We start from the raw sequence: 25,609 nt of genomic DNA on the forward strand, positions 1-25,609 counted from the left end.
TCACCAGGATCTGTGCCCGCCTTGTCGCCAGGGACTTCCCACGCCGCCTATCTGCGCCGCCTCTTAGGTAGTCGGAATCCGTGGTTCAACGGATCCGGTGGGAGTGCGGGGCCGGGGGCGGTGAACCTGTCGTGCCGCTGTCGGTGCCGTATCGATTCGGCCCATTCCCGCGGCCGCTCTACGAGGCGCCGCGTCTCCCGCATTACGATCAGCCGACCCGACCGTCACTTTTCCCACGAAGGACACCTCATGGGCTCCGCCAACAAGACCCGCACGGACCGCAAGGCGCGCATAGAGGAGATGCGGCGCGCCGAGCAGTCCCGCGAGCGCCGCAACCGGATCCTCACCATCGCGGCCTGCGTCGTGGTCGTCACCGGTCTCGTCGTCGGCGGCGTCGTGCTCGTGCGGTCCCAGGACGACGGCAAGGGCAGCGGCGCCGTGGCGAGCGACTCCTCGGGCAAGGGCAGGTTCGTGACGGGCAAGGACGGCGTGAGGACCTGGGAGGGGAAGCTGGCCCGCAACCACGTCACCAAGGCCGTGAAGTACGCCTCCGAGCCGCCGGTCGGCGGTGACCACGACCCGGTCTGGATGAACTGCAACGGCGACGTCTACACCGAGCCGCTGAACAACACCAACGCCGTGCACTCACTGGAGCACGGCGCGGTGTGGGTGACGTACAACGCCGACGCGAAGAAGGCCGACATCGACGCGCTCGCGGCGAAGGTGAAGAAGACGCCGTACACGCTGATGAGCCCGTTGGACGACCAGAAGGACCCGATCATGCTCTCGGCGTGGGGCCACCAGCGCACGGTGACGGGTGCGAGCGACCCGAACGTGGACGCGTTCTTCGAGAAGTTCGTCCAGGGCGAGCAGACTCCCGAGCCGGGGGCCGCCTGCACGAACGGGCTGTCCAAGTGAGGCACGTCGGTCTGATCGCCGGGGCCGCGGCGGCGGCGCTCGTCGCGGCCGGCGCGATCACCTACGCGGTCGCCGGGGACGACGGCGGCGGCGTGCCCCCCTCCGCCGCGTCCGCGGACGCCGGGTTCGCCCGGGACATGGCGGTGCACCACCAGCAGGCCGTGGAGATGTCGTACATCGTGCGCGACCGCACCGAGGACGAGGAGGTCCGGCGCCTCGCGTACGACATCGCGCAGACGCAGGCCAACCAGCGCGGCATGATGCTGGGCTGGCTCGATCTGTGGGGTCTGCCCAAGGTGTCCTCCCAACCGCCCATGACCTGGATGGACATGGGCGGCATGGCCTCCGGCGAGGACGGGGCGCTGATGCCGGGCATGGCGACCAACTCGGAGATGAAGAAGCTCGGCGAGCTCAGCGGGAAGCGGGCGGAGGTCTTCTACCTCCAGTTGATGACGGACCATCACCAGGGCGGCGTCCACATGGCCGAGGGGTGCGTGGACCGGTGCGCGGTGGGGGTGGAGAAGCGGCTCGCCCGGGGCATGGTGGAGGCGCAGGAGTCGGAGATCTCCCTGATGGCGGACATGCTCAAGGAGCGGGGCGCGGCCCCGCGTTCCTAGCGGCGGCCTGCGCGTAGGCCTCGAATCGCCCTTGACCGCGGCCTCTTGGGCTTTTCTTGGCCTCCGTGGAGCGCTTCTTGGGCTGGACCATTCCCTGGCATGAACGGTTCATCGCGAGAGTGGCGTCCGTCGAGTGATCCACTCCCGACGAACCGCACAGGGGGTTCCATGAGATCCAACCGCGCCATGGTGCGCGCCGGGGTGAGCATGGCAGCGACACTGCCGATGCTCGCCGGTGCGCTGGCGCTCGGCATACCCGCGGCACAGGCCGCCGACCATCCGGTCCGCGCCCTGCTGGCCGGGACCCGGCCCGCATGGGCCACGGCCAAGGCGGACAAGGGCGCCACCTCCGACGGCGGCCGGGTCTCGGCCCGGGTCTACCTCGCCGGCAAGGACGCCGCCGGCCTCGCCGCCTACGCGAAGGCGGTCTCCGACCCGGGCTCGGCCTCGTACGGCGAGTACCTGTCGGCCGGGAAGGCGCAGGCCCGCTTCGGCGCCACCGCGGCCCAGGTGACGGCCGTGAAGTCCTGGCTGACGGTGGCCGGTCTGAAGGTCACCGGCGTCACGCGGCACTACGTGTCCGTCACCGGTGACGTGGCCGCCGCCGAGAAGGCGTTCGGCACCCGGCTGCACAACTTCGCCAAGGGCTCGAAGATCTACCGCGCCCCGGCGAGCGCCGCCTCCGTGCCGCAGCGCCTGGCCGGCGCCGTCCTGACCGTGACCGGGCTGGACAACGCGCCGCACATGGTCACGCACGACGATCGACTGCCGCCGCCCGACACCGTGTTCCGCAACGCCGGGCCGTTCTCCTCGTACTACGGCTCGAACACCGCGAGCACGCTCCCGGACGCGTACGGCAAGAAGATCCCGTACGCCGTGAAGGGGTACACGGGCAAGCAGTTGCGGGCCGCGTACGGCGCGGGCAGGCGCACCGGCAAGGGCGTCCGGGTCGCGATCACGGACGCGTACGCCTCCCCGACGATCGCCTACGACGCCGGCACCTACGCCAAGCGCCACGGCGACGCGGCGTGGAAGACGGGCCGGCTGACGATCGCCGAGCCCTTCTACCAGAAGGGTGTCGTGCCGGACGCGCCGGCGAAGGCCGACAGCGCGGACGGCAACCGGGTCGTCCCGGACATCGCGGCGATCGCCGACCCCAACACCGGCTTCCTCGTGGGGCAGACGCAGACCCTCCCCGACGGCGGGAAGCAGGCCTACAGCGAGTACCGCATCGGCGGGACCTCGCTCGCCGCGCCGACCATCGCGGCCGTCCAGGCCCTGGCCCAGGAGGCCCGCGGCGGCAAGGCGATCGGCTTCGCCAACCCGGCGATCTACGCACGGTCCGGCTCGAAGGTCTACCACGACGTCACCGACGACCCGACGGGCTCCGGCCTCGCCGTGGCCCGGGTCGACTACGTGAACGGCCACGACGCCACCGGCGGTCTGGCCACGTCCGTGCGCAGTCTCGGCAAGGACAGCTCCCTCACGGCCGTGAAGGGCTACGACGACGTCACCGGCGTGGGCTCGCCCGCGGGCGGCTACGTCGAGTCGTACCGGCGGCACTGACCTCCGCACGGGGACCGGGGTGGTGTGGGGTGACCCACACCACCCCATTGTGTCGCTCTGACGATTACACTGGGCGGCGTGCCTCAACTACGTCTCGCCCTGAACCAGATCGACGCCCGCGTGGGCGACCTCGCCGGCAACTCCGAGTCGATCGTCCGCTGGACCCGGCACTCCGCAGAGCAGGGAGCGCATCTCGTGGCGTTCCCGGAGATGGTGCTGACCGGGTATCCCGTCGAGGACCTGGCGCTCAGGTCGTCCTTCGTGGAGGCCTCACGCGCGGCGCTGCGCACGCTCGCCGCGCGCCTGGCCGAGGAGGGCTTCGGAGAGCTGCCGGTGATCGTCGGCTACCTCGACCGCAGTGCGACCGCCCAGCCCAAGTACGGCCAGCCGGCCGGCGCGCCGCAGAACGCGGCCGCGGTGCTGTACGGCGGTGAGGTGGTCCTGAACTACGCCAAGCACCACCTGCCCAACTACGGCGTCTTCGACGAGTTCCGCTACTTCGTGCCCGGCGACAGCATGCCGATCGTGCGGGTGCACGGCGTGGATGTCGCCCTGGCCATCTGCGAGGACCTCTGGCAGGACGGCGGCCGTGTCCCCGCCGCCCGTTCGGCGCGGGCGGGCCTGCTGGTCTCGATCAACGCCTCCCCCTACGAGCGCGACAAGGACGACACGCGCCTGGAGCTGGTCCGCAAGCGGGCCCAGGAGGCCGGCTGCACCACGGCGTACTTGGCCATGATCGGCGGCCAGGACGAGCTGGTGTTCGACGGCGACTCGATCGTGGTCGACAAGGACGGCGCGGTCGTGGCCCGGGCGCCGCAGTTCGCCGAGGGCTGCGTGGTCCTGGACCTGGATCTGCCTGCGGCGTCGGCCGACGCCCCGACGGGCGTGGTCGACGACGGCCTGCGCATCGACCGCGTGGTGCTCTCCGAGGAACCGCTGCCCCCCTACGAGCCCGAACTCACGGGCGGCTACGCGGAGCGCCTGGACGACGACGAGGAGGTCTACTCGGCGCTCGTCGTGGGCCTGCGGGCGTACGTCGCGAAGAACGGCTTCACGTCGGTCCTGATCGGCCTGTCGGGCGGTATCGACTCGTCGCTGGTGGCGGCGATCGCGTGCGACGCGGTGGGCCCGCAGAACGTGTACGGCGTGTCGATGCCGTCGAAGTACTCCTCGGACCACTCCAAGGACGACGCGGCCGAACTGGCCCGCCGCACGGGCCTGAACTACCGCACGGTCGCGATCGAGCCGATGTTCGACGCGTACATGGGGTCGCTGGGCCTGACGGGCCTGGCGGAGGAGAACCTCCAGTCGCGTCTGCGCGGCACGCTGCTCATGGCGCTGTCCAACCAGGAGGGCCACATCGTTCTCGCCCCGGGCAACAAGTCGGAGCTGGCGGTCGGCTACTCGACGCTCTACGGCGACTCGGTCGGGGCGTACGGCCCCATCAAGGACGTCTACAAGACGTCGGTCTTCCGTCTCTCGGAGTGGCGCAACCGGGCCGCCCGGGAACGCGGCCAGACGCCGCCGATCCCGGAGAACTCCCTCACCAAGCCGCCGAGCGCGGAGCTGCGCCCGGGCCAGGTGGACACGGACTCGCTGCCCGACTACCCGGTGCTGGACGCCATCCTCGAGCTGTACGTCGACCGGGACCGGGGCGCGGACGAGATCGTGGCGGCCGGGTACGACCCGGCGCTGGTCGCGAAGACGCTGCGGATGGTCGACACGGCGGAGTACAAGCGGCGGCAGTACCCGCCGGGCACGAAGATCTCGGCGAAGGGGTTCGGGAAGGACCGGCGGCTGCCGATCACGAACGGGTGGCGGGAGTCGCTCTGACGGGCCGGGCTGACGGGTCGGGCCGGCAGCGAGAACTTGATAGGCAAGTGAACACTTGCCTATGGTGAGGTCGTGGCCGACGACCTCTTCAAAGCCCTGGCCGACCCCACGCGTCGCACCATCCTCGACGAGCTCGCGGAGCGGTCCGGGCAGACACTGTTCGAGATCTGCTCGCGGCTGAGCATGCGGCACAGGCTCGGCATCTCGCGCCAGGCGGTCTCCCAGCACCTCGCCGTGCTGGAGGCCGCCGGGCTCGTCGAGACCAGGCGGGAGGGCCGCTACAAGTTCCACGCCCTGAACACGGCCCCGCTGCGCCACATCACCGAGCGATGGCTCGGCCGCGAGGCACCCGGACCCGAGGAGAACACCCCATGAGAATCCGACTCACCAGCATCTTCGTGGACGACCAGGCCAAGGCCCTCCGCTTCTACACCGAGGTCCTCGGCTTCGTGAAGAAGCACGACGTCCCGGTGGGCGAGAAGGACCGATGGCTGACCGTCGTCTCTCCCGAGGAACCCGGCGGCACGGAGCTGCTCCTGGAGCCCGCCGGCCACCCGGCCGTCAAGACCTACCGCGACGCACTCGTCGGCGACGGCATCCCGCTCGCCCAGTTCGCCGTGGCCGACGTGCGGGCCGAGCACGAGCGCCTGAGCGGCCTCGGTGTCCGCTTCCTCCAGGAGCCCTTGGAGATGGGCCCCGTCACCACGGCCGTCTTCGACGACACCTGCGGCAACCTGATCCAGATCGCGTCGCAGCCGCAGTAGCGGCCGGCCGCACGGGCCGCCTCCCGCGTGCGTCACCGCTTCGGCCGGGTGGCGGCGCCTGGTGCCGTCGGCGTCACCCGCGACCGACCGGTCCGTGCCCTGACAGGCGGTCAGGTAGCGTCGGACCCACCACGAAGGGGGGCCGACCATGGCAGTGCGTGCTGTTCCGTCCCGTGTCGAAGCCGCCGAACGTCTCGCCGTCGAGGCGGGGTTCGAGAAGAGCTGCATCCGTGAGGTGGGCAGGCTGCTGAGGACGGCCGCCGCTTCGAAGCCCGGCGGGGTCGTCGCCGAGAGCGGCACCGGGTCGGGTGTGGGGACGGCCTGGTTGCACAGCGGCCTCGGGGAGGGGGCGCGGCTCGTCACCGTGGAGCGGGAGGAGGAGCTGGCCCGTCGTGCGGCCGGTGTCTTCGCGGACGACAGCCGCGTCAGCGTCCTCACCGGCGACTGGCGGCTGCTCGAACCGCACGCCCCGTTCGACGTCTTCTTCTGCGACGGCGGAGGCAAGCGGGACGATCCCCGCAGGGTCGTCGATCTGCTGGCCCCCGGCGGGATCCTCGTCCTGGACGACTTCACTCCGTCGGCCCAGTGGCCGCCCCGGTTCGAGGGTGAGGTGGACGAGCTGCGCCTGTTCTACCTGACCCATCCGGACCTGGACGCGGCCGAAGTCCTCACCACGCCCACCAGTTCGGCGATCGTCGCGGCGCGGCGCCGGGCGACCCGGTAGACGCGACGGCGGCCCGCGGGACCTCGTCCCACGGGCCGCCGCGCACCGAAAACCGTCAGTGGTGTGCCGCTTGCGCCTCCTGCGGGACATGGCTCGCCACGATCCGCTCGCGTCCGGCGACCGGCGCCCGGCGGCGGTCCACCGCGTAGGCCAGCGACGCCACGGCCAGACCGAGGACGGCCAGGGCGACGCCGGCCGTGGCCGGGGAGGTGACGCCGAAGCCCGCGGCCAGGGCGAGGCCGCCGATCCAGGCGCCGCCCGCGTTGGCCAGGTTGAAGGCGGCCTGGTTGGCCGAGGAGGCCAGGGACGGGGCCGAGGAGGCCTTCTCCATGACCATGAGCTGCAGCGGGGAGCCGGTGGCGAAGGCCGCCATGCCGAGCAGGGTCACGGCCACGGCGGCCGTGAGCTCCGTGCGCATCAGCAGCGGGAACAGCGCCAGGACCGCCACCAATGAGGTGAGGCCGCCGAACAGGGTGCCCCGCAGGGAGTGGTCGGCCAGGCGGCCGCCCAGCAGGTTGCCGGCGGTCGCGCCGACGCCGAACAGCGCCAGCAGCAGGGTGACGCTGGCGCCGGCGTAACCGGCGGCGTCCGTGAGCATCGGCGTGATGTAGCTGTAGGCCGCGAAGAGGGCACCGAAGCCCGCCACGGTGGTGCCGAGCGACAGCCAGACCGGCAGGGAGCGCAGGGCGGCGAGTTCGCCGCGCAGGCCCTGGGCGGTGGTGTGCTCGTGGTCGTGCGGGATGAGGAATGCGAGCGCGGCGATCGCCGCCACGCCGATGGCGCTGACGCCGAGGAAGGTCGCCCGCCAGCCGAGGTGCTGGCCCATGAGGGTCGCGACCGGCACGCCCGCGACGTTCGCGACCGTCAGGCCGAGGAACATCAGCGAGACCGAGCGCGCTTTGCGCTCGGGGGCGACCATGTTCGTCGCGACGACGGCGCCCACGCCGAAGAAGGCACCGTGCGGCAGGCCGCTCAGGAAGCGGGCGGCCAGCAGCCAGCCGTTGTCGGGCGCGAGGGCCGACAGGGCGTTGCCCACCACGAACAGTCCCATCAGGCCGATCAGGACCGTGCGGCGGGACATCTTCGCGGTGACGGCGGCCAGCAGCGGGGCGCCGATGACGACGCCCAGCGCGTACGCCGACACCAGGTGGCCGGCGCCGGGTATCGAGATGTTCAGGTCGTCCGCGACATCGGGCAGCAGCCCCATCATCACGAACTCGGTCGTACCGATGCCGAAGGCGCCCACGGCGAGGGCGAGCAGGGCCAGGGGCATGAAGGAGCCTTTCGAGACTTGCTGGGAGATCCGTACGCGTATGTTCAAGTACGGAACAAAGTCTCGCAGGCGCACTGTTCCACGGCGTCACGCCCTAGCTGCGGATATCGACTGGAAGAGCCCTGACCAGCGGTTTTCAGGAGCCGCTTGTGGCGACCCTCACACGGGCGGCGACCGGCAGATGGTCGCTGCCCGTCTGCGGGAGGGACCACGAGCTCTCCGGCGTCAGGCCCCGGACCATGATCTGGTCGATGCGCGCCATCGGGAACGACGCGGGCCAGCTGAAACCGAACCCGTTGCCGGCCGCGCCCTGCGTGGAGCGCATCTGGGAGGTGACGGCGTTGAGCGCCCGGTCGTTCATGGTGCCGTTCAGGTCGCCGAGCAGGACCACGTTCTTCAGCGGCTCGTCGGCGATGGCCTCGCCGAGGTAGTCGGCGCTGCGGTCCCGCTGCCGGGCCGTGAAGCCGGCCTCCATCTTCACGCGCACCGACGGCAGATGGGCGACGTAGACCGCGACCTGCCCGGCCGGGGCGGTCACGGTGGCGCGCATCGCGCGGGTCCAGCCCATGTCGAGGTCGACGTCCCGGACGCCGCTCAGCGGGTACTTGCTCCACACCCCGACCGTGCCCTGCACCGAGTGGTAGCGGTACGTCGACGCCAGCGCCTTCTCGTACGTGGGGACAGCGGCCGGCGTCAGTTCCTCCAGGGCCAGCACGTCGGCGCCGGAGGCGGCCACGTCACGGGCGGTGCCCAAGGGGTCGGGGTTGTCCGCGTTGACGTTGTGGGTGACCACGGTGAGGTCACCGCCGGTCGCGGTCTTGTCGCTGAGCTGGCCGCCGAAGAGGTTCAGCCAGACCGCGGACGGCAGCACCACCGCGATCAGCGCGGTCGCGGACCGGCGGACCAGGGCGAGGACGAACAGCAGGGCGACGAGGATCCCCAGCCAGGGCAGAAACGTCTCGATGAGGCTGCCCAGGTTGCCGATCCTGTTCGGGATGCGGGAGTGCAGCCCCATGACCAGGGTCAGCAGCACCGCGCACCCGGCCAGGATCAGCCCTCGGCGCCAGATCCGCGGATCGCCCCGCCAGGGACCCGCCAGCCGGTCGAACAGGCGCCGAAGCCGGGTTCCCCGGTGCTCGGGCCCCGAGCCGCCGTTGTCCGTCTCCGTCATGTACGCCTGCTGCGCCATACCGTCGCCTCACTGCCTGCCGTGCACACCATCGCCCCCGTGTCCTTACGACCCTAGGGGATGATCCGTTCCGTTCCCGTCGTCCTCGACGGCCGTACAGGGGCGATGACGTCCGAGTCCCCGCGGCGAGTTCCGCTCACGCCCGCCGAAAGCGCCCTCTGTGACGAAACGCGCACACTAGGACTCGTGGGAGGTCGAACTGACGGGCGGTGAGCTGTCGGGGCGCAGTCCTGCGAGCAGGGTGTCGACTATCTGCTCGGCGAGGTCGTCGGGGAGTTCGGCGTCCGGACTCAGTACGGCGCGCACCAGCATCGGGCCGACGAACAGGTCGTTCAGCAGTTCCAGATCGAGGTCCGCGCGCAGTTCGCCGTTCTCCTGACCGCGGCTCAGGACCTCCAGGCCGAGCCGGCGGCGCGGGGCGACGACGGTGGCGTGGTACGCCGCCCAGAGCTTCGGACTGCTCTTCATCTGGGCTTGGACGCTGTGCAGGATCGCCGAGGAGCGGTTGGCCAGGCCGCGCCGGCGCACCTGCTCCAGCAGGACCACGAGGTCGTCGCGCAGGGAGGTGCCGGGGAGCGGCGGGTCCGGCGGCTCGGCGGTGCGCACGACATCGACGAAGAGTTCCTCCTTGCCGCGCCAGCGGCGGTAGATGGTGGCCTTGCCGACCCCGGCGGTGCGGGCGATGCGCTCGATGGACAGCTCCGCCAGGGGCACGCCCTCCTCCAGGAGCTTCATCACGCCCTCGATGATGGCGCCCTCGACGGCCTCGCTTCTGGGACGGCCCCTCCCGGGGCCGTCGTGCGGGGGATGCCGTTCGGCGAGGCTCACGTCGCTGCGTCCTTTCCTGACCGGGTGGAGACCGTTTCCCGCTGCGCGGGAGTGTGCTGCGCGGGAGTGAATTCTCCCGCAGGCCTACGACCTGGTGTGCGACAACTCCTGCTCTCCCTCCGTCTTCCGGGGCGCCGGCGGCCTGCCCGGCAGGAACAGCGCCACGACGACCGCTCCGGCCAGGGCGACGCCCGCACCCCACAGGGCGGTGACGTGCATCGCGTGCAGGAACGCGGCGTAGGCCGGGGCGACCAGGGACTCGCCCCGCGGACCCAGCCCGGCCGCGACACCGAGGGTGGCCTCGATGGACTCCCCCGCGGTGTGGCGCAGGGCCGGGGGCAGCGCGCCGAGCTTGTCCTCGATGCCCGTGCGGTACGCCGTGGACAGCACCGACCCGAGGACGGCGACGCCGAGGGCGCCGCCGACCTGCCGGAAGGTGTTGCTGAGCGCGGAGGCGGAGCCGGCCTTCTCGCGGGGCAGGGCCTGCATGATGACGACGCTGACCGGCGTCATGATGTGCGCCATGCCGGCACCCATCAGGAAGAAGATCACTTCCAGGATCCAGATGGGGGTGTCCGCGTCCAGGGTGGCGAAGGCGGCCAGCATGGCGGCGATGACGAGCAGACCGGCCGTGGTCGTGACCTTGTTGCCGAAGCGGTCGACGACCAGCCGGGCGCGCGGCGCGAAGATCAGCTGGGCGGCGGCCAGCGGCAGCATCAGCAGGCCCGTCTGCAGGGGCGAGTAGCCGCGCACGCTCTGCGTGTAGAAGACGGAGAAGAAGGTCACGCCCATCAGCGCGAAGAAGACCAGCGCGATGGCGGCGATGGCGGCCGAGAAGGCCTTGCTCCGGAAGTAGGTGACGTCGATCGACGGGTGGTCGCTGCGCTTTTCGAACACGACGAACGCGACGAGCACGGCGAGACCGGCTCCGATGGTGGACAGCACGGTGACGTCGGTGAAGTCGGCGTGCTGGCCGCCCTCGATGATGCCGTAGACGAGCAGGACCAGGCCGACGACGGACAGCACCACGCCGACGGGGTCGACCCGGCCGGGGTGCGGGTCGCGCGAGTCGGGCACCAGCCAGAGCATCAGCGCGAGCGCGAGCAGCACGATCGGCACGTTGACGAGGAAGACCGAGCCCCACCAGAAGTGCTCCAGCAGCACTCCGCCGGTGATCGGGCCGATGGCGACGGCGAGGCCGACGCCGCCCGCCCAGACGCCGATGGCCTTCGGCTGCTCCTCGCGCTCGAAGACGTTCATGAGGACGGCGAGGGTGGCGGGCATGACGAACGCGGCGCCCAGTCCCATCACGGCCCGGAAGGTGATCAGCTCGCCCGGCGAGCCGGAGAACGCGGCGAACGCGGAGCCGATGCCGAACACGGCGAGGCCGCCGAGCAGCGTCTTCTTGCGTCCCAGCCGGTCGCCGAGCAGCCCCGCGGTGAACAGCAGGCCCGCGAAGACGAGGGTGTAGGCGTTGATCGCCCACTCCAGTTCGCTCTGCGTGGCGCCCAGGCCGGTGGGGGCCGGGGTGGAGATCGTCTTGATGGCGACGTTCAGGATCGAGTTGTCGAGCACGACGATCAGCAGGCTCAGCATCAGCACGCCGAGGATCGCCCAGCGGCGCCGGTGCACCGCTTCCGGTACGCGGGGGCCGGTGGGGGCGGCCGGGTCGGCAGAGGTAGTCATACGGTCGAGCCTAAGGCTTTTTCGATACGAGACCGTCTCGTATCGCAAACATCTTACCCGCCTCTTACGCAGCACCGCTTGCGGAGCCGGGGGCGGAACTCACGGGGGGCTCCCCTAGCCCTCGGTGGCACGAGGTGCCACCATGGACGTGGTCCGGGGACGCCGTCAGGGCGCCTCGAGATGACGTGTGAGGAGCCGTGTAATGACGCAGCTTCCGGCTGCCCAGAGTGCTCGGGCGAAGTCCTCCGACAGCGGCAGGTCGCTGTACGGGGGCAAGGGCACCCGCCGTATCACCGTGCGCGACATCACCGCCGCCAAGGAGCGCGGCGAGAAGTGGCCGATGCTCACCGCGTACGACGCGATGACGGCGTCCGTCTTCGACGAGGCCGGCATCCCGGTGATGCTCGTCGGCGACTCGGCGGGCAACTGCCACCTCGGGTACGAGACGACCGTGCCCGTCACCCTCGACGAGATGACGATGCTGTCGGCGGCGGTCGTACGGGGCACCTCGCGCGCCCTGATCGTCGGCGACCTGCCCTTCGGCTCCTACCAGGAGGGTCCGGTGCAGGCGCTGCGCTCGGCGACCCGGCTGGTGAAGGAGGCGGGCGTGCAGGCCGTGAAGCTGGAGGGGGGCGAGCGGTCGCACGAACAGATCCGGCTGCTCGTCGAGTCCGGCATCCCGGTCATGGCACACATCGGGCTGACCCCCCAGTCGGTCAACGCGATGGGCTACCGCGTGCAGGGGCGCGGCGAGGAGGCGGCCCAGCAGCTGCTGCGGGACGCGAAGGCCGTGCAGGACGCGGGCGCGTTCGCGGTGGTGCTGGAGCTGGTCCCCGCGGAGCTGGCCGCCGAGGTGACGCGGGTGCTGCACATCCCGACCGTCGGCATCGGGGCGGGCGCCGAGACCGACGCGCAGGTGCTGGTCTGGACGGACATGCTGGGTCTGACCGGCGGGCGGATGCCGAAGTTCGTGAAGCAGTACGCCAACCTGCGTGAGGTCATGGGTGACGCGGTGAAGGCGTTCGCGGACGAGGTCGTCGGCGAAACGTTCCCGCAGGAGGAGCACTCCGTCCACTAGAGCCACAGCGGTACCACGGACAGCCCGTCGATCGTCCCCCGTCGACGGGCTGTCCCCCTTTTGCGCCTAAACCGGCGCCGCTCTCGCGGAGGTGGTTGCTCGCCGTCGTGGTTCCTCAATTGATGGTTGCGGTGGTGGTCGTTCGATGGTTGCGGTGGTCGTCGTTTGACGGTCGCGGTGGTCGTTGTTGAGGTGTCGGTAGCTTGTCGGTGATTTGTCGGTGGGCCTTGAGAACGTCGGTCCCATGACGCGAATCGACAAGCAGACCAGCGGCGCCGCTGTGACCGTGCGGGGGCTGGTGAAGCACTACGGGGAGACCAAGGCTCTGGACGGGGTCGACCTGGAGGTGCGGGAGGGCACCGTGATGGGGGTGCTCGGGCCGAACGGGGCCGGGAAGACGACCCTCGTCCGGATCCTGTCCACACTGCTCGCGCCCGACTCGGGGCAGGCCACGGTGGCCGGGTACGACGTCGTGCGGCAGCCGCGGCAGCTGCGCCGGGTGATCGGGCTCACCGGGCAGTACGCCTCCGTCGACGAGAAGCTCCCCGGCTGGGAGAACCTGTACATGATCGGGCGGCTGCTCGACCTGCCCCGCAAGGAGGCACGCGCGCGTGCCGACGCACTGCTGGAGCGGTTCTCGCTGACCGAGGCCGCCAAGCGGCCCGCGAGCACCTACTCCGGCGGCATGCGGCGGCGGCTCGACCTGGCCGCCTCGATGATCGGGCGGCCCGCCGTCCTCTTCCTCGACGAACCGACCACCGGGCTCGACCCGCGCACCCGCAACGAGGTGTGGCAGGAGGTGAGGGCCATGGTCGGCGACGGCGTGACGGTGCTGCTGACCACGCAGTACATGGAGGAAGCCGAGCAGCTCGCCTCCGAGCTGATGGTCGTGGACAAGGGCAGGGTCGTCGCGGGCGGGGGCATCGAGGAACTCAAGGCCAAGGTCGGCGGGCGCACCCTGCGGATCCGGCCGGCCGACGCCCTGCACCTGCGGCCGCTCGCCGCGCACCTGGACGACCTCGGCATCACCGGGCTCGCGACCACCACCGTGGACAGCGACTCCGGGACCCTCCTCGTACCGATCCTCAGCGACGAGCAGCTGACCGCCGTCGTCGGTGCCGTCACGGCCCGCGGCGTCACGCTCGCCGCCGTCACCACCGAACTGCCCAGCCTGGACGAGGTGTTCCTGTCCCTCACCGGCCACCGCGCCAGTGCGCCGCAGGACACCGTTCCCACCGAGGACCGCGAAGAGGTCGCCGTATGAGTGCCGCCACCGTTTCCGCCCCCGCGCCGGCCGACGACGCCCGGATCACCCTGCGCGGGCACCTGCGGCACACCAGTGCCCTGGTCCGCCGCAACCTGCTGTGGATCCGCCAGGACCCGGAGTCGATGGCCGACGCGCTGCTGATGCCGGTCATCTTCACCCTGCTGTTCGTGTTCGTGTTCGGCGGCTCGATCGGGCAGGCGCTCGGCGGGGGGCAGGATCAGTACGTGCAGTACGTCATTCCCGGCATGATCGCGATGATGAGCATGACGCTCTCCCAGGGCGTCGGCACCGGCTTCAGCCAGGACTTCAACTCCGGTGTCATGGACCGCTTCCGGTCCCTGCCCATCGGCCGCGGCTCGGTGCTGTTCGCGAAGATCTCGGTGGAGCTGCTGCGGATGCTGTTCGCGACCGCCGTGCTGATGATCGTCGCCGTCGCGGTCGGGTTCGAGATCACCAACTGGCCCGGGCTGTTCGCGACCGTGGCCCTGTCCACGGCCTTCGCCTCGTCGATCATGTGGGTGTTCCTCACCCTCGGCGTGATCATGAAGAGCGCGCAGTCCGTGCAGGCGATGGGGTTCCTGGTGCTGTTCCCGCTGCAGTTCGGTTCGTCGATCTTCGCGCCGACGACGTCGATGCCCGACTGGCTCCAGGCCTTCACCGACTACAACCCGCTGTCCACGCTCGCCGACGCCTCGCGCGGTCTGATGGTGGGCGGGCCGGTCGCCCAAGACCTGTGGTTGACGCTCGGCTGGTCCGTGGCGATCACGGCTGTGATGGCGCCCGTCGCCATCCACAAGTTCCGGACCAAGAGCTGACCGAACGCGCCCGGTCGCGTCAGACGAGGGCTGCGGCCTCCTCCAGGGAGAGGCCGCCGCCCTCGGCGTACGCGGCCTCGTACGCCGGGTCGCCGAGGACCGCACGCGCGCGTCGTTCCGCCCGCTCGCGGGCCTCGCGCTCCTGCCGCGGGGCCACATGGTCCGGCGGCAGCAAGGCGTCGGCGGCGCCGAGGCAGCGGGCCGCGTCCGCTGCGCGGTGCCCCCCGTCGAGGCCCGCCAGGGCTCCGGCCCCGATGGTCAGGTACACCGCGCGCAGCTGCGGTGCGATGGCGGCCGACAGCGGGTCGGCGGCACGCTCCAGCGCCCTGCGGGTCCGGTCCAGACAGTCGTCGTAGCGTTCTTCCTCGGCGTCCAGCCAAGCCTCCACGCCGAGGATGAACGCGTCGAAGATGACGAAGTGGGCGATACGGAAATCCCGCCGCAGTCGGTGCAGTTGCTCGCGGGCCTCGGCGACGCGGCCCGTCAGGCCGAGCCGGCCGGCCAGGAACAGACGGGCGGCGGGCATGGCCTCGCTGTGCGAGTCCTCACGCTGGGCGATCACCTCCCGCAGCAGCCGCTCACCGCGCTCGCCGTCGCCGGCCTCCAGCAGGGCGCTGCCGAGGCGGGCGGCGAGGACGGCTGCCTGGGCGCGGGCGCCGAGGTGCTCGGCGTGGCCGATGGCCGCCTCGTAGTCGGCGGCGGCCAGGGCCCAGTCGCCTCTGCGTTCGTGGGCCTCGGCGCGGGCGGAGAGGGCCTCGGCGGTGCCCCAGGCGTCGCCGAGGCGCCGGTAGATCTCCAGCGACTCGTCGGCGTCCCGCGCGGCGTCGCCCGCCCAGTCGGTGCGGTTGGCGGTGAAGTTGGCCCGGATCTGGAGGCCGGAGGCCAGCTCCCAGTCGAAGCCGGGTGTCCGGCGACAGGTCTCTACGGAGGCGTCCATGATGACGCGCAATCGGTCCATGTCGCCGGTGAGCATCACGGCGAAGGACCAGAGCAGGCCGGGAAGGCGGCAGTTCTGCGGCAGGCCGGGCTCATAGGTACGGGCGATGGCGCGCAGCTTCTCCTGGGACCGCGGGGTCTGCCAGGCGTCCAGTTCGGTGTCCATGCAGGCCAGATGGGCCAGGTGGACCCCGCGCCGGGCCTCCCACAGGACTTCGCCGGTCATCGGGGGCTGGGCGTCGGTGCAGCGCTTCCACACCGCGGTGGCCGGACGGACCGGCTCGGTGAAGGGGTCGGGACCGAGCGCCATGACCTCGTTGCACCAGTTGCGGGCCTCGATGCGCAGGTCGCGCATCTGCCAGTACCAGACGAGGGACAGCGCCAGGCAGAGCGCCTCCTGCTCGTCCCGCAGGGCGACGGCGTGGCGCAGGGCTGTGCGCAGGTTCTCGTACTCCCGCTCCAGCCGGTGGATGGCGGCGAGCTGGCCGGGACCGCGCAGCAGCGGGTCGGTGGTGCGGGCGAGTTCACGGAAGTACGTCAGGTGGGCGCGCTCGGCGTCGGCGCGCTGCCCGGCCTCGTCCAGCCGTTCGGCGGCGTATTCGGCGACGGTCTCCAGCAGCCGGTAGCGCATCTCCCCGTCGGCGGGCCCGCCGGGCGGGGCGGCGACGACCAGGGAGCGGTCGACGAGGGAGCCGAGCGCCTCCAGGGCGGCCGGTCCGCACACGGCCTCGGCGGAGGGCAGGTCACAGCCGCCGGCGAACACCGACAGCCGCCGCAGCACGTCCCGTTCGTCCTCGTCGAGCAGATCCCAGGACCAGTCGACGACGGCTCTGAGGGTCTGCTGGCGGGGCAGGACGGTGCGGCTGCCGGAGGTGAGGAGGCGGAAGCGGTCGTCGAGCCGGTCGGCGATCTGGCGTGGGGTGAGCATCCTCAGCCGGGCGGCGGCGAGTTCGATGGCCAGCGGCAGGCCGTCGAGGCGCCGGCAGATCTCGGCGCACGCCTCGGGATCGTCCCCGATCCGGAAGCCGGGCCGGGCCGCCGCGCCCCGGTCGGCAAGCAGCCGCAGCGCGACCGGCTCGGGCAGCGGCTCCACGGGGCGCAGCAACTCCCCGCGCACGCCGAGGGGTTCGCGGCTGGTGGCCAGGACGGTGAGGTCCGGGCAGCGCGCCAGCAGTTCCTCGGTGAGCCGGGCGGCGGCGTCGGCGACGTGCTCGCAGTTGTCGAGGATGAGCAGCATGCGGGGCCGGGAGCAGTGCTCGGCAAGCCGCTCGACGGGGTCGTCGAGCCGGTCGGCGACGGCGGCCCTGATGCCCTCGGAGCCGGCGCCGTACAGCACGGTCTCGCGGGCGCCGACGGCGGTGAGTACGGCCTCAGGTACGGCGTCCGGGTCGTCGACGGGGGCGAGTTCGGCCAGCCACACGCCGCCGGGCATGGCCTCGCGCACGGTCTCCGCGGCCTCCTGCGACAGCCGGGTCTTCCCGGCGCCGCCGGGCCCGAGCAGGGTCACCAGCCGGGCCGCGGCGAGGTCCCCGCGGATGGTCTCGATGTCGGTCTCCCGGCCGATGAAGGAGGTGAGGCGTGCCCGGAGGTTCCCGGCGGACCGGCCCGGCCCCTCGGCGGCGGGTGCGGGTAAGAGCGGGTCTCCCAGGCGGAGCAACTCCACGTGGAGGGCTCGCAGTTCCGCTCCCGGGTCGGCTCCGAGACGGTCGGCGAGCAGACGCCGTACGTCCTCGTAGGCGTCCAGTGCCTCCGCCGTGCGGCCGACCTCCCGCAGGGCACGCAGGCGCAGGGCCTGGAGGGGCTCGTCCAGGGGGTGGCCGTCGCACAGCGCGGTCAGTTCCGGCAGGGACTGCTCGGCCCGGCCGAGGGCGAGGGCGGCGGTGTGGCGGGCGCGCAGCACGTCCAGGCGGCGGATGTCCCAGCGGGCCGCCTCGGCGGTGCGGTCGGGCAGGTCGGCGAGGGCCGGGCCGTGCCACAGGGCGAGGGCGTCGTCGAGGACCACGGCGGCCTTGGCGGGATCGCCGTCGGCCAGCGCCCGCAGCCCCTCGCCGGCCAGCCGGTCGAACCGGTGCAGGTCGACGTCGTCGGGCGCGGCCGTGAGCCGGTACCCGCCCGCCGCGGAGGCCACGGCGTCCGCCCCGAGCGTCCGCCGCAACCGCGCGACCAGTGCCTGCAGCGCGCCCGGCGCGTCGGCGGGCGGGTCCGCGCCCCACACCTCGTCGACGAGCGACCCCGTGGGCACGGTGCGTCCCGCCCGCAACGCGAGCACGGTCAGCAGCGCACGCAACCGCGCCCCACCGACCGAAACGATCGTCCCGTCGGTGCGGAGCGCCTGCGTGGTGCCGAGGATGCGGAAGTGCACGGGCTCATTGTCTCCGGGAGGCGGGGGCGGGTCACGGCGGTTGACGGCGCGGCGGGCGTTCAGGGGGTGCCGGGAGCAGGCGCGGCATCAGGATCCTCGGCAGCGCCGGGCGCGGCCGGCCGGAGGTGAGAGAGGGGAGTCCGTGCCCGGCACGTCCAGGGTCACCACCACCCTCGATGCGCGCGAGCGCCGTCCCCGCCCGTCTGCCGACGGCTCCGCCTCGATCTCCCCGAACCACTTCGGGCACCGGTCCACCGTCCGCAGCCGGTGCTCCCCCGGCACCGGCTCGTAGGAGCGCGAGCCCGGCGCCGTCTCGGCCCACATCCGGGTCAGCACCTGTACGGCCCGCACGTGTCCGCGGGCCTCGGGCCACTTCGCGCCGTGCCGCTCCACGCACAGCAGCCCGACCGACCGGGTCCGGCCCCCCGGTTCCGGGCGCCGGGCCTCATCGGCGAGGTCCGCCCCGAGGGCCACCGGGAGGCCTGTCTCCGCCCGCACCATCCGCACACCGCCCACGTGCTCGACGAATCCCGTGATCTCCGTGAGCCGGTCGTGCCGGCCGCCGCCCGGCGCGGTGCCGGAGTCCCGGAGCAGCAGGGGCCAGCTCACCTCGTCCCCCACCGAGAACGGCGTACCGCAGCACTCCATCTGCCAGTCCTCGTAGTACACGTGCCAGAGCCCCATGCACCCACCCTCTCCGGAACCGACCACCCGCGCGAGACGTTTTTCACCTGCGCCCAGTACTGTCGGGCCGTCCCACCGCGTGTCCGAGAGTCCAGGGAGCCCCATGACCACCGTCACCACCCGCCACAGCGAGCGGCGGATCAGTCCCGTGTTCGTCGGGATCCTCGCCGTGACGGCGGTCACTGGATGGGCGACCTGGACCGGGTTCGCCGAGCAACCCGGCGTGGCCGTGTTCCTGTTCGTGACGGCGGCGTGGATCGTCTCGCTGTGCCTCCACGAGTACGCGCACGCTCGTACCGCGTTGCACTCAGGCGACATCACGGTGGGAGCCAAGGGCTACTTGAGCCTCAATCCTCTCGCCTACACGCACGCCCTGCTCAGCATCGTCCTCCCCGTGCTCTTCGTGATCATGGGCGGGATCGGGCTGCCCGGCGGCGCGGTGTTCATCGAGCGGGGGCGGATCCGGGGGCGCTGGAAGCACAGCCTGATCTCGGCGGCGGGCCCGCTGACGAACGTGCTGTTCGCCGTCGTGTGCACCGCCCCGTTCTGGCTGGACGCGCTGGACGGTGTGCCGAACGACTTCCGCTTCGCGCTGGCCTTCCTCGCTCTGCTCCAGGTGACGGCCGCGCTGCTGAACTTCCTGCCGGTGCCGGGCCTGGACGGCTACGGCGTGATCGAGCCCTGGCTGTCGTACGGCATCCGGCGCCAGGTGGAGCCGTTCGCGCCGTTCGGCCTGCTCTTCGTGTTCGCGCTGCTGTGGCTGCCGGCGGTGAACGGCGTCTTCTTCGACGTGGTCGACACGATCCTGAAGGCTCTCGGGATCAGCGACGTCGAGACGTACTGCGGTCAGGAGTTGTATCGCTTCTGGCAGGGCTCGAACGAGTTCTGCTCGGCGGCCCCCTGACGGGCCCGCGTCAGCCGGTGACGGACTTCCGCTGCTTGGCGCGCTTGGCGTAGTACCAGCACATGTTGGACGACAGGCCCGCCAGCAGCACCCACACGATCCCCAGGAAGCTGCCCCGTGTGAAGGAGACGACGGCGGCGGCCACGGAGAGGACGCAGACGATCAGGGCGTAGAGGGCGAGGCGGGGCATGGGGTGGACTCCTGTCGGGGGACACGGCGGCACTGCTGCTGCCGTCCAGTGTCCCCCATGCGCCTCACCGGCTCACACGTCGGTGACGCGCAGCCCCGCGTGCGCCTTGTACCGGCGGTTGACGGAGATCAGGTTCGCCACCAGCGACTCCACCTGGTGGGCGTTGCGCAGCCGCCCGGCGAAGATGCCGCGCATCCCGGGGATCCGCCCGGCCAGGGCCTGGACGATCTCGACGTCCGCCCGCGCCTCGCCGAGCACCATCACGTCGGTGTCGATCTCGTCGACCTCCGGGTCCTGGAGCAGGACGGCGGACAGGTGGTGGAAGGCGGCCGTGACCCGGGAGTCCGGGAGCAGGGCGGCGGCCTGCTCGGCGGCGCTGCCCTCCTCGGGCTTGAGCGCGTAGGCGCCCTTCTTGTCGAAGCCGAGCGGGTTGACGCAGTCGACGACGAGCTTGCCGGCCAGTTCCTCGCGCAGGGACGCGAGGGTCCGGCCGTGGCCGTCCCACGGCACGGCGACGATCACGATGTCGCTGCGGCGCGCGGTCTCGGCGTTGTCGGCGCCCTCGACTCCGTGGCCGAGCTCCCGTGCGGCGTCCCGGGCGCGCTCGGCCGCCCGTGAGCCGATGATCACCTTCTGTCCGGCCTTGGCGAGCCGGTAGGCCAGGCCCTTGCCCTGCGGCCCGGTTCCGCCGAGCACCCCGACCACGAGTCCGGAGACGTCGGGCAGGTCCCAGGGGTCCTTGGCGGGCGCCTTCTGGGCGGTGTCGGTGGCAGCACTGTCGGTAGAGGTCATGGCCCCGACTCTACGACCGCGCCGCCGCCCCCCTCGGCTCAGGTCAGCTCCGTCACGGGCACCCGCCGGAAGGTGATCGTCTCGTAGGCGCCGAAGTCGCCGGTCTCGTACAGCAGGCCCACGGTGTCCGCGTCGATCCGTACGAGATCCGAGTAGGCGGCGGGCAGGCCGTCCACCGTGTACGCCGGGCGCCAGGTGGTGCCGCCGTCGGTGGAGGCGCGGATCGTCATCAGGGCGCGGAACCCGGGGTCGGCGGGGCCGGAGTAGAGGAGCAGGTCGGGCTCGCCGAGCTGGAGGACGGCGGCCTGGCAGACGGGGGCGACGAGTCCGGCCTGCGGGCGGAAGGGCTTCACCAGGGTCTGTCCGCCGTCGGCCGAGTGGGCGTCGGCCCGCGTGCCGGGCGAAGGCGAGTCGTTGCGGGTGTTGAAGTAGACGCGGCCGTCGGGCAGTTCGGCGGCGGTGGTCTCGTTGGCGTTGACGTAGCCGTCGGTGTTGTCGTCGACGTAGCCGATGCGCCAGGTCGCTCCCCGGTCGTCGCTGAGCAGGCAGTGGCCGCCGTTGTACCGGCCCTCGGTGCCGTTGTCCGTGCCGGTGGGCGGCAGGGAGTGGTTGGCGGGGACGACGACCCTGCCGGTGCTCAGCTGGATCGCGTGGCCGGGGGTGGTGGCGTACCAGCGCCACTCGGGCCGCTTGGTCTCCCGGGTGATCTCCCTGGGCGCCGACCAGGTGCGGCCTTCGTCGTCGCTGTGCCGCACCCAGACCCGGCGCCCGTCCGCCGCGCTCACCGTGCCGCGCCGGATGGCGTCCTCGGTGGCCGGGGCCGCGTTGCGCACGTGCACGAGAAGGACGCGGCCGGTGTCGAGGACGACCGGGGCCGGGTTGCCGGCGAGGGCGTCGCCGTGGTGTGCGGCGACCTGGAGCGGGCCCCAGGTGCGGCCGCCGTCCGAGGAGCGTTTGAGTACGACGTCGATGTTCCCGAAGTCGTCCCGGGAGCCGACCCGGCCCTCGCAGAAGGCGAGCAGGTCTCCGGTGCCGGTGGCGACGACGGCGGGGATACGGAAACTGGCGTACCCCTCCTGTCCGGCGCGGAAGGGGACGCTGGTCTCGGTCATCGGCGGGTTCCTCCGGGCGTTCGACAGCGGTACGCGTGACCGGTCGGTCTACCCAGGCCGGGCGAATGCGTGGTGAACTCCACGTCACGAGTGCCCGGTGGGGGCAGGATGCGGCCCCATGGATGCGGTACGGGTCGCGCTGCTGCGGGAAGTGCTCGCCGGGACGGAGTGGCTGGGGGCCACCCGGCGGTTCGCGGGGGCGCTGCGCGGCTCGGTGGTGTCGCACGGGGGCGGGCTGCTGCTCGTCGGCACCCCGGAGTACGAGCCCTGGCATCTCGCCGCTCATCTGGTGGACGAGGCCGCCTGGTCGGGCACGCCGGAGCTGGCCCCGACGCTGGTGCGGCACGCCGCCCGCCCCTCGGATCCGGCGCACCTGGCGGTCGGTCTGGGCCGGTTGGAGGCGGCGCGGCGGGGCGAGACGTTGCTGGTGGTCGCCCCCGGGAATTCCGCCGCGCCACTCCTCGAACGGGTGTCCGGCGCACGCCGTGCCGGTGCGACGGTCCTGACGCTCGGCCCGGGGCGGGGGGAGCTCGCGTCCGTGGCGCACGAGACGCTGCCCGTCCCCGACGGCTCGGAGCTGGACCTCGACACGGTGCAGCACCTGGTGAGCGCGGCGGCCGGGGAGAACGCCCTGCCGACCCCGCGGGGGCGGCACCGTTTCCGGGACCGGATGGCGCGGCTGGCGGAGCAGCTGACGGCACCGCCACCGGCCCGCTGGTGATCCGGGAGCGGCACCCGGACGTCACGGACGCCCGGGACCGCGGCTGCCGCGGCCCCGGGCACGGGTGGGATCAGTTCTCGTCGTCCCGGCCGCCCGCCGGGGCGTCGTGCCACTTGGGGTCGTTCTCCCACTGGAGGTTGCGCTCACGGGCGGTCGCCATCGCGTGTTCGGCCTCCGGGCGGGAGGCGTAGGGCCCGAACCGGTCCTTGTTGGGGCACTCCGGCCCCTCCTCGACCTTCTTGTGCTCCAGGCAGTAGTACCACTCACCCGGCTTGCCGACCGTCCGCTTCTTGAACAGGGCCATGACCAGCTCCTCTCGCCTTCGACATGTTCCCCCGTGGCCGCTGGTTAGACTCGCTGGCATGTCTGGCCAGTCGCTGCTCGTCCCAGGGGAGCTGTCCCCCACCCGTTCCGTGCCCGGAAACATCCGCCGTCCCGAGTATGTCGGCAAACCCGCGCCGACGCCCTACACCGGACCGGAGGTGCAGACGCCCGAGACGATCGAGGCGATGCGCGTGGCCGGCCGGATCGCCGCCCGGGCGATGGCGGAGGCCGCGAAGCTGATCGCCCCCGGGGTGACCACGGACGAGTTGGACAAGGTGGCGCACGAATACATGTGCGACCACGGCGCCTACCCCTCCACTCTGGGCTACCGCGGCTTCCCGAAGTCGCTGTGCGCGAGCGTCAACGAGGTCATCTGCCACGGCATCCCGGACTCGACCGTGCTGCGCGACGGCGACATCGTCAACCTCGACGTGACGGCGTACATCGGCGGTGTGCACGGCGACAACAACGCCACGTACCTGGTGGGTGACGTCGACGAGCAGTCGCGGCTGCTGGTGGAGCGGACCCGGGAGTCCCTGGAGCGGGCCATCAAGGCGGTCAGGCCGGGCCGGCAGATCAACATCATCGGCCGGGTCATCGAGTCGTACGCCAAACGATTCGGCTATGGCGTGGTCCGGGACTTCACCGGGCACGGCATCAACTCGTCGTTCCACTCGGGCCTGATCATCCCGCACTACGACAGCCCGCACGCGACGACCGTCATCCAGCCCGGCATGACGTTCACGATCGAGCCGATGCTGACGCTGGGGACGCACGAGTACGACATGTGGGACGACGGCTGGACGGTCGTCACGAAGGACCGCAAGCGGACGGCCCAGTTCGAGCACACGCTCGTGGTGACGGACACGGGCGCGGAGATCCTCACGCTGCCGTAGCCGGCCTCCCCCGCACACACCACCGCACGGCCCGCTCTCCTCCCCGGGGGGCGGGTCGTTCCTCTCGGCGTCAGGTTTTTACCGACAGCCCGTCGGGAAAAGTACGCCCATGGAATCCTTCTCGACGCTCCTTCGGACCGCCTCCCGCGAGCAGCACGAGGAGGTCCGGGGCTCGACCTTCATCGGCGACCTGCTGGGGCACAAACTGGGGGTCGACGCGTACGCGCGCTACACGGAGCAGCTGTGGTTCGTGTACGGCGCGCTGGAGGCCGGCGCCCGGAAGCTGGCCGGTGACCCGGTGGCCGGCCCCTTCGTCCGCCCGGAGCTGTTCCGCGTGACGGAGCTGGAGCGGGACCTGGAGTACCTGCGTGGCCCCGGCTGGCGCACGACGGCCGACGCGCTGCCGGCCACGCTGGAGTACGCGGAGCGGATCACCGCATGCGCCCGCACCTGGCCGGCCGGCTACATCGCCCACCACTACACCCGCTACCTCGGCGACCTCTCCGGCGGGCAGATCATCCGCGACACGGCCGAGAAGACGTGGGGCTTTTCGAAGAAGGGCGACGGGGTCCGCTTCTACGTCTTCGAGGAGATCCCCAACCCGGCCGCCTTCAAGCGGACCTACTGCGCGCTGCTGGACGCGGTGCCCGGTGACGAACTGGAGCGGCAGCGGATCGTGGCCGAGTGCAAGCGGGCGTACGGGCTGAACAACAAGATGTTCGAGGCGCTGGGCGAGGAATTCCCCCTGACGGCGTGAACGGGCGGGGCCCCCTCGCGCACGGCGAGGGGGCCCCGGGTGCCGGCTCGGGAGTCAGCCGGTCCTGTGCCGCTCAGATGTCGAACGGGCCGTTGTGGCAGACGGCCCCGCCCCACTCGATCTCGGCGGTCTCGGCCTCCAGCTCGCCGAAGTACGGGCTGCACGCCACGTGGTGGTCGTCGCGGTACTCCTGACCGTCGTCGTCGGCGGAGGCCGTCGCCGCACCGGTGGCGGACAGGGCGGCGGTGAGGGCGACGACGGCCAGAGCGGATCGAATGCGCATGAGATTCCACTCGCGGTGGCGCTTGGTCACGCCCAGAGGTCCCCGCTCGCCGCCTCGCACACACGCGGTTCCACCCGTACGGACGCGCTCCGCCCGGGTCAGCGTTCCAGGTGCACCCGGCCGCCGACCTCGGTCCACCCGTACGGCTGGGGCGCGGTCAGGATCTGCGAGCCCGCGCCCTGGGTGATGTTGAGGGCCCGGCCGAGCCGGTCGGTGAGCAGCAGAGCCGCGGCCCCCGTCGCCTCGTCCTCGTCGATGCCGTCGCCCCGGCCGGGGAAGGCCCGGGCCCGGATCCGCCCGGCGGGCTCGTCCTCCCACGCCCAGGCGTACACCCACTCCCCCGGCGGCGGCACGGCCAGGTCGTCGACCTCGGCGGCCGTGCCGTACTGCCGCAGCGTCCGCGCCGGCACCCACTCCGCGCGGGCCTCGATCCAGCAGAACTCCCCGTCCTGCCGGGCACCGACCACTCCGGCGGGCGTGACCAGCTCGGGCACGTCCAGCAGCCATGCCGCCCCCACGCAGGGATGCCCGGCGAAGGGCAGCCGCAGTGTCGGCGTGTAGATGTCGATCACTCCGCGCTCGGGGTCGTCGACGAACACGGTCTCGCTGAACCCGACCTTCGCGGCGAACGCCTGCCGCTCGTCCCGCTCGGGCAGCACGGACCCTTCGCGCACGACCCCGAGCTCATTGCCGTACCCACCGTTCGGTCCGCAGAAGACGCGCAGCATGTCGTAGTCAGTCACGAGGGGAATTCTCACATCGCCGGGGCGCACGCCGAGGACGGCCAGGACCCGGCCACCGACTGGACGGCCTCTCGGACGCGGTCAACGCCCTGGCGGAGCCGCTGTCGAAGCTCGCCGCAGCCGTGGTGAAGCAGTCGGGGCCATGGCCAGTACGGCACCTGGTCCTCAAGGGCGTCTTCGACTTCCAGCCGGACCCCACCACGCTCAAGTAGCCGTCCGGCTCCTCTACTTGGTCCCGACCCACCCCGACACCAGTGCGCGACAAGGTGTGACGACACCCCACCGAGGCGGGGCGGGGCCCCGCAGCGGTGCGGCCGCGGCGCCGTCCGGAACGCTCCCGCAGCCGC

At 71.9% G+C, this 25,609-nt stretch carries 26 protein-coding genes; 14 read left to right on the forward strand and 12 right to left on the reverse strand.

Features of this window, described 5'->3' with window-relative positions; genetic code table 11:
- The first annotated feature begins 249 nt into the window (after nucleotides 1-249).
- The 7 genes from QNO09_RS10470 (at nucleotide 250) to QNO09_RS10500 (ending at nucleotide 6,422) form a co-directional block, all read left to right on the forward strand.
- Entirely contained in the window at nucleotides 250-918 is a 669-nt protein-coding gene (locus tag QNO09_RS10470) for a thioredoxin-like domain-containing protein (protein WP_283969835.1), read from the forward strand.
- Nucleotides 915-1,535, forward strand: a complete 621-nt coding sequence (locus QNO09_RS10475; RefSeq protein WP_283969836.1) for a DUF305 domain-containing protein — start codon at nucleotides 915-917, stop codon at nucleotides 1,533-1,535. Before QNO09_RS10470 ends, QNO09_RS10475 begins: the two co-directional genes overlap by 4 nt.
- A 168-nt stretch (nucleotides 1,536-1,703) precedes the next feature.
- On the forward strand, nucleotides 1,704-3,101 hold the full coding sequence (locus QNO09_RS10480; RefSeq protein ID WP_283969837.1) for a protease pro-enzyme activation domain-containing protein: 1,398 nt from the start codon (nucleotides 1,704-1,706) through the stop codon (nucleotides 3,099-3,101).
- A 78-nt stretch (nucleotides 3,102-3,179) separates the two neighbouring features.
- Nucleotides 3,180-4,934 carry an NAD+ synthase gene (locus QNO09_RS10485; RefSeq protein WP_283969838.1) on the forward strand — a complete coding sequence of 585 codons (1,755 nt, stop codon included), beginning with the start codon at nucleotides 3,180-3,182 and terminating at the stop codon, nucleotides 4,932-4,934.
- Between the two features lie 72 nt (nucleotides 4,935-5,006).
- Nucleotides 5,007-5,309 (forward strand): ArsR/SmtB family transcription factor, encoded by a 303-nt coding sequence (locus tag QNO09_RS10490; protein ID WP_283969839.1) that lies wholly within the window; start codon nucleotides 5,007-5,009, stop codon nucleotides 5,307-5,309.
- Nucleotides 5,306-5,698 (forward strand): VOC family protein, encoded by a 393-nt coding sequence (locus tag QNO09_RS10495; protein ID WP_283969840.1) that lies wholly within the window; start codon nucleotides 5,306-5,308, stop codon nucleotides 5,696-5,698. Before QNO09_RS10490 ends, QNO09_RS10495 begins: the two co-directional genes overlap by 4 nt.
- 148 nt (nucleotides 5,699-5,846) lie before the next feature.
- Entirely contained in the window at nucleotides 5,847-6,422 is a 576-nt protein-coding gene (locus QNO09_RS10500; RefSeq protein WP_283969841.1) for an O-methyltransferase, read from the forward strand.
- A gap of 55 nt (nucleotides 6,423-6,477) precedes the next feature.
- Here the strand turns inward: QNO09_RS10500 and QNO09_RS10505 are convergent, their stop codons facing one another.
- The 4 genes from QNO09_RS10505 to QNO09_RS10520 form a co-directional block, all read right to left on the reverse strand.
- Complete coding sequence (locus tag QNO09_RS10505; RefSeq protein ID WP_283969842.1) at nucleotides 6,478-7,695, reverse strand: MFS transporter; 1,218 nt, start codon at nucleotides 7,693-7,695, stop codon at nucleotides 6,478-6,480.
- 136 nt (nucleotides 7,696-7,831) lie between these two features.
- Nucleotides 7,832-8,884: an endonuclease/exonuclease/phosphatase family protein gene (locus tag QNO09_RS10510; protein WP_283969843.1), complete on the reverse strand. Its 1,053-nt coding sequence runs from the start codon at nucleotides 8,882-8,884 to the stop codon at nucleotides 7,832-7,834.
- Between the two features lie 177 nt (nucleotides 8,885-9,061).
- A complete protein-coding gene (locus QNO09_RS10515) occupies nucleotides 9,062-9,712 on the reverse strand; it encodes a TetR/AcrR family transcriptional regulator (RefSeq protein ID WP_283969844.1) in 651 nt (216 codons plus the stop codon).
- Nucleotides 9,713-9,796: 84 nt separating this feature from the next.
- Nucleotides 9,797-11,398, reverse strand: coding sequence for an MFS transporter (locus QNO09_RS10520; RefSeq protein WP_283969845.1), 1,602 nt, complete (start codon nucleotides 11,396-11,398; stop codon nucleotides 9,797-9,799).
- Nucleotides 11,399-11,600: 202 nt separating this feature from the next.
- On the opposite strand from QNO09_RS10520, the gene panB reads away from it, so the two are divergent.
- The 3 genes from panB (at nucleotide 11,601) to QNO09_RS10535 (ending at nucleotide 14,558) form a co-directional block, all read left to right on the forward strand.
- Entirely contained in the window at nucleotides 11,601-12,476 is an 876-nt protein-coding gene (gene panB / locus QNO09_RS10525; RefSeq protein ID WP_283969846.1) for a 3-methyl-2-oxobutanoate hydroxymethyltransferase, read from the forward strand.
- A 244-nt stretch (nucleotides 12,477-12,720) separates the two neighbouring features.
- On the forward strand, nucleotides 12,721-13,740 hold the full coding sequence (locus QNO09_RS10530) for an ATP-binding cassette domain-containing protein (RefSeq protein WP_283969847.1): 1,020 nt from the start codon (nucleotides 12,721-12,723) through the stop codon (nucleotides 13,738-13,740).
- On the forward strand, nucleotides 13,737-14,558 hold the full coding sequence (locus tag QNO09_RS10535; protein WP_283969848.1) for an ABC transporter permease: 822 nt from the start codon (nucleotides 13,737-13,739) through the stop codon (nucleotides 14,556-14,558). Before QNO09_RS10530 ends, QNO09_RS10535 begins: the two co-directional genes overlap by 4 nt.
- 19 nt (nucleotides 14,559-14,577) lie before the next feature.
- On the opposite strand, the gene QNO09_RS10540 is transcribed toward QNO09_RS10535, so the two are convergent.
- Both QNO09_RS10540 and QNO09_RS10545 read right to left on the reverse strand, forming a co-directional pair.
- Nucleotides 14,578-17,856 carry an AfsR/SARP family transcriptional regulator gene (locus QNO09_RS10540; RefSeq protein ID WP_283969849.1) on the reverse strand — a complete coding sequence of 1,093 codons (3,279 nt, stop codon included), beginning with the start codon at nucleotides 17,854-17,856 and terminating at the stop codon, nucleotides 14,578-14,580.
- An 87-nt stretch (nucleotides 17,857-17,943) separates the two neighbouring features.
- Entirely contained in the window at nucleotides 17,944-18,540 is a 597-nt protein-coding gene (locus tag QNO09_RS10545) for a DUF6578 domain-containing protein (RefSeq protein WP_283969850.1), read from the reverse strand.
- Nucleotides 18,541-18,643: 103 nt separating this feature from the next.
- Between QNO09_RS10545 and QNO09_RS10550 the strand changes: the two genes are divergently transcribed.
- Complete coding sequence (locus QNO09_RS10550; RefSeq protein WP_283969851.1) at nucleotides 18,644-19,444, forward strand: site-2 protease family protein; 801 nt, start codon at nucleotides 18,644-18,646, stop codon at nucleotides 19,442-19,444.
- A 10-nt stretch (nucleotides 19,445-19,454) separates the two neighbouring features.
- On the opposite strand, the gene QNO09_RS10555 is transcribed toward QNO09_RS10550, so the two are convergent.
- The 3 genes from QNO09_RS10555 to QNO09_RS10565 all read right to left on the reverse strand — a co-directional run bounded on the left by QNO09_RS10555 (nucleotide 19,455) and on the right by QNO09_RS10565 (nucleotide 21,538).
- Entirely contained in the window at nucleotides 19,455-19,634 is a 180-nt protein-coding gene (locus tag QNO09_RS10555; RefSeq protein ID WP_283969852.1) for a hypothetical protein, read from the reverse strand.
- A gap of 72 nt (nucleotides 19,635-19,706) precedes the next feature.
- The gene (gene npdG, locus QNO09_RS10560) at nucleotides 19,707-20,426 is read right to left on the reverse strand and encodes an NADPH-dependent F420 reductase (protein ID WP_283969853.1); all 720 of its coding nucleotides are present in this window, start codon (nucleotides 20,424-20,426) and stop codon (nucleotides 19,707-19,709) included.
- Nucleotides 20,427-20,464: 38 nt separating this feature from the next.
- Nucleotides 20,465-21,538: a sialidase family protein gene (locus QNO09_RS10565; protein ID WP_283969854.1), complete on the reverse strand. Its 1,074-nt coding sequence runs from the start codon at nucleotides 21,536-21,538 to the stop codon at nucleotides 20,465-20,467.
- A gap of 118 nt (nucleotides 21,539-21,656) precedes the next feature.
- Between QNO09_RS10565 and QNO09_RS10570 the strand changes: the two genes are divergently transcribed.
- Nucleotides 21,657-22,259: a hypothetical protein gene (locus tag QNO09_RS10570; protein ID WP_283969855.1), complete on the forward strand. Its 603-nt coding sequence runs from the start codon at nucleotides 21,657-21,659 to the stop codon at nucleotides 22,257-22,259.
- A gap of 70 nt (nucleotides 22,260-22,329) precedes the next feature.
- On the opposite strand, the gene QNO09_RS10575 is transcribed toward QNO09_RS10570, so the two are convergent.
- Nucleotides 22,330-22,563, reverse strand: coding sequence for a hypothetical protein (locus QNO09_RS10575; protein ID WP_283969856.1), 234 nt, complete (start codon nucleotides 22,561-22,563; stop codon nucleotides 22,330-22,332).
- 58 nt (nucleotides 22,564-22,621) lie between these two features.
- Here QNO09_RS10575 and map point away from each other — a divergent pair, with 58 nt between their 5' ends.
- Both map and QNO09_RS10585 read left to right on the forward strand, forming a co-directional pair.
- A complete protein-coding gene (gene map / locus QNO09_RS10580; RefSeq protein WP_283969857.1) occupies nucleotides 22,622-23,479 on the forward strand; it encodes a type I methionyl aminopeptidase in 858 nt (285 codons plus the stop codon).
- Nucleotides 23,480-23,588: 109 nt separating this feature from the next.
- Nucleotides 23,589-24,236, forward strand: coding sequence for a biliverdin-producing heme oxygenase (locus QNO09_RS10585; protein ID WP_283969858.1), 648 nt, complete (start codon nucleotides 23,589-23,591; stop codon nucleotides 24,234-24,236).
- A 73-nt stretch (nucleotides 24,237-24,309) separates the two neighbouring features.
- Here QNO09_RS10585 and QNO09_RS10590 read toward each other — a convergent pair whose 3' ends face one another.
- Together QNO09_RS10590 and QNO09_RS10595 are read right to left on the reverse strand one after the other, a co-directional pair.
- Nucleotides 24,310-24,519, reverse strand: a complete 210-nt coding sequence (locus QNO09_RS10590; RefSeq protein WP_283969859.1) for a hypothetical protein — start codon at nucleotides 24,517-24,519, stop codon at nucleotides 24,310-24,312.
- Nucleotides 24,520-24,617: 98 nt separating this feature from the next.
- The gene (locus QNO09_RS10595) at nucleotides 24,618-25,262 is read right to left on the reverse strand and encodes a PhzF family phenazine biosynthesis protein (RefSeq protein ID WP_283969860.1); all 645 of its coding nucleotides are present in this window, start codon (nucleotides 25,260-25,262) and stop codon (nucleotides 24,618-24,620) included.
- Between the last annotated feature and the right edge of the window lie 347 nt (nucleotides 25,263-25,609).

Source organism: Streptomyces sp. 378 (assembly GCF_030124145.1).
GTDB lineage: Bacteria > Actinomycetota > Actinomycetes > Streptomycetales > Streptomycetaceae > Streptomyces.

Excerpts from the sequence above, each read along its gene's own strand:
- QNO09_RS10535 (WP_283969848.1), top strand. The coding sequence starts at position 13,737 with ATGAGTGCCGCCACCGTTTCCGCCCCCGCGCCGGCCGACGACGCCCGG.
- QNO09_RS10480 (WP_283969837.1), top strand. The coding sequence starts at position 1,704 with ATGAGATCCAACCGCGCCATGGTGCGCGCCGGGGTGAGCATGGCAGCG.
- QNO09_RS10555 (WP_283969852.1), bottom strand. The coding sequence starts at position 19,634 with ATGCCCCGCCTCGCCCTCTACGCCCTGATCGTCTGCGTCCTCTCCGTG.
- panB (WP_283969846.1), top strand. The coding sequence starts at position 11,601 with ATGACGCAGCTTCCGGCTGCCCAGAGTGCTCGGGCGAAGTCCTCCGAC.
- QNO09_RS10590 (WP_283969859.1), bottom strand. The coding sequence starts at position 24,519 with ATGCGCATTCGATCCGCTCTGGCCGTCGTCGCCCTCACCGCCGCCCTG.
- QNO09_RS10585 (WP_283969858.1), top strand. The coding sequence starts at position 23,589 with ATGGAATCCTTCTCGACGCTCCTTCGGACCGCCTCCCGCGAGCAGCAC.
- QNO09_RS10570 (WP_283969855.1), top strand. The coding sequence starts at position 21,657 with ATGGATGCGGTACGGGTCGCGCTGCTGCGGGAAGTGCTCGCCGGGACG.
- QNO09_RS10510 (WP_283969843.1), bottom strand. The coding sequence starts at position 8,884 with ATGGCGCAGCAGGCGTACATGACGGAGACGGACAACGGCGGCTCGGGG.
- npdG (WP_283969853.1), bottom strand. The coding sequence starts at position 20,426 with ATGACCTCTACCGACAGTGCTGCCACCGACACCGCCCAGAAGGCGCCC.
- QNO09_RS10545 (WP_283969850.1), bottom strand. The coding sequence starts at position 18,540 with ATGGGGCTCTGGCACGTGTACTACGAGGACTGGCAGATGGAGTGCTGC.
- map (WP_283969857.1), top strand. The coding sequence starts at position 22,622 with ATGTCTGGCCAGTCGCTGCTCGTCCCAGGGGAGCTGTCCCCCACCCGT.
- QNO09_RS10575 (WP_283969856.1), bottom strand. The coding sequence starts at position 22,563 with ATGGCCCTGTTCAAGAAGCGGACGGTCGGCAAGCCGGGTGAGTGGTAC.
- QNO09_RS10505 (WP_283969842.1), bottom strand. The coding sequence starts at position 7,695 with ATGCCCCTGGCCCTGCTCGCCCTCGCCGTGGGCGCCTTCGGCATCGGT.
- QNO09_RS10495 (WP_283969840.1), top strand. The coding sequence starts at position 5,306 with ATGAGAATCCGACTCACCAGCATCTTCGTGGACGACCAGGCCAAGGCC.
- QNO09_RS10520 (WP_283969845.1), bottom strand. The coding sequence starts at position 11,398 with ATGACTACCTCTGCCGACCCGGCCGCCCCCACCGGCCCCCGCGTACCG.
- QNO09_RS10530 (WP_283969847.1), top strand. The coding sequence starts at position 12,721 with ATGACGCGAATCGACAAGCAGACCAGCGGCGCCGCTGTGACCGTGCGG.
- QNO09_RS10550 (WP_283969851.1), top strand. The coding sequence starts at position 18,644 with ATGACCACCGTCACCACCCGCCACAGCGAGCGGCGGATCAGTCCCGTG.
- QNO09_RS10470 (WP_283969835.1), top strand. The coding sequence starts at position 250 with ATGGGCTCCGCCAACAAGACCCGCACGGACCGCAAGGCGCGCATAGAG.
- QNO09_RS10500 (WP_283969841.1), top strand. The coding sequence starts at position 5,847 with ATGGCAGTGCGTGCTGTTCCGTCCCGTGTCGAAGCCGCCGAACGTCTC.
- QNO09_RS10565 (WP_283969854.1), bottom strand. The coding sequence starts at position 21,538 with ATGACCGAGACCAGCGTCCCCTTCCGCGCCGGACAGGAGGGGTACGCC.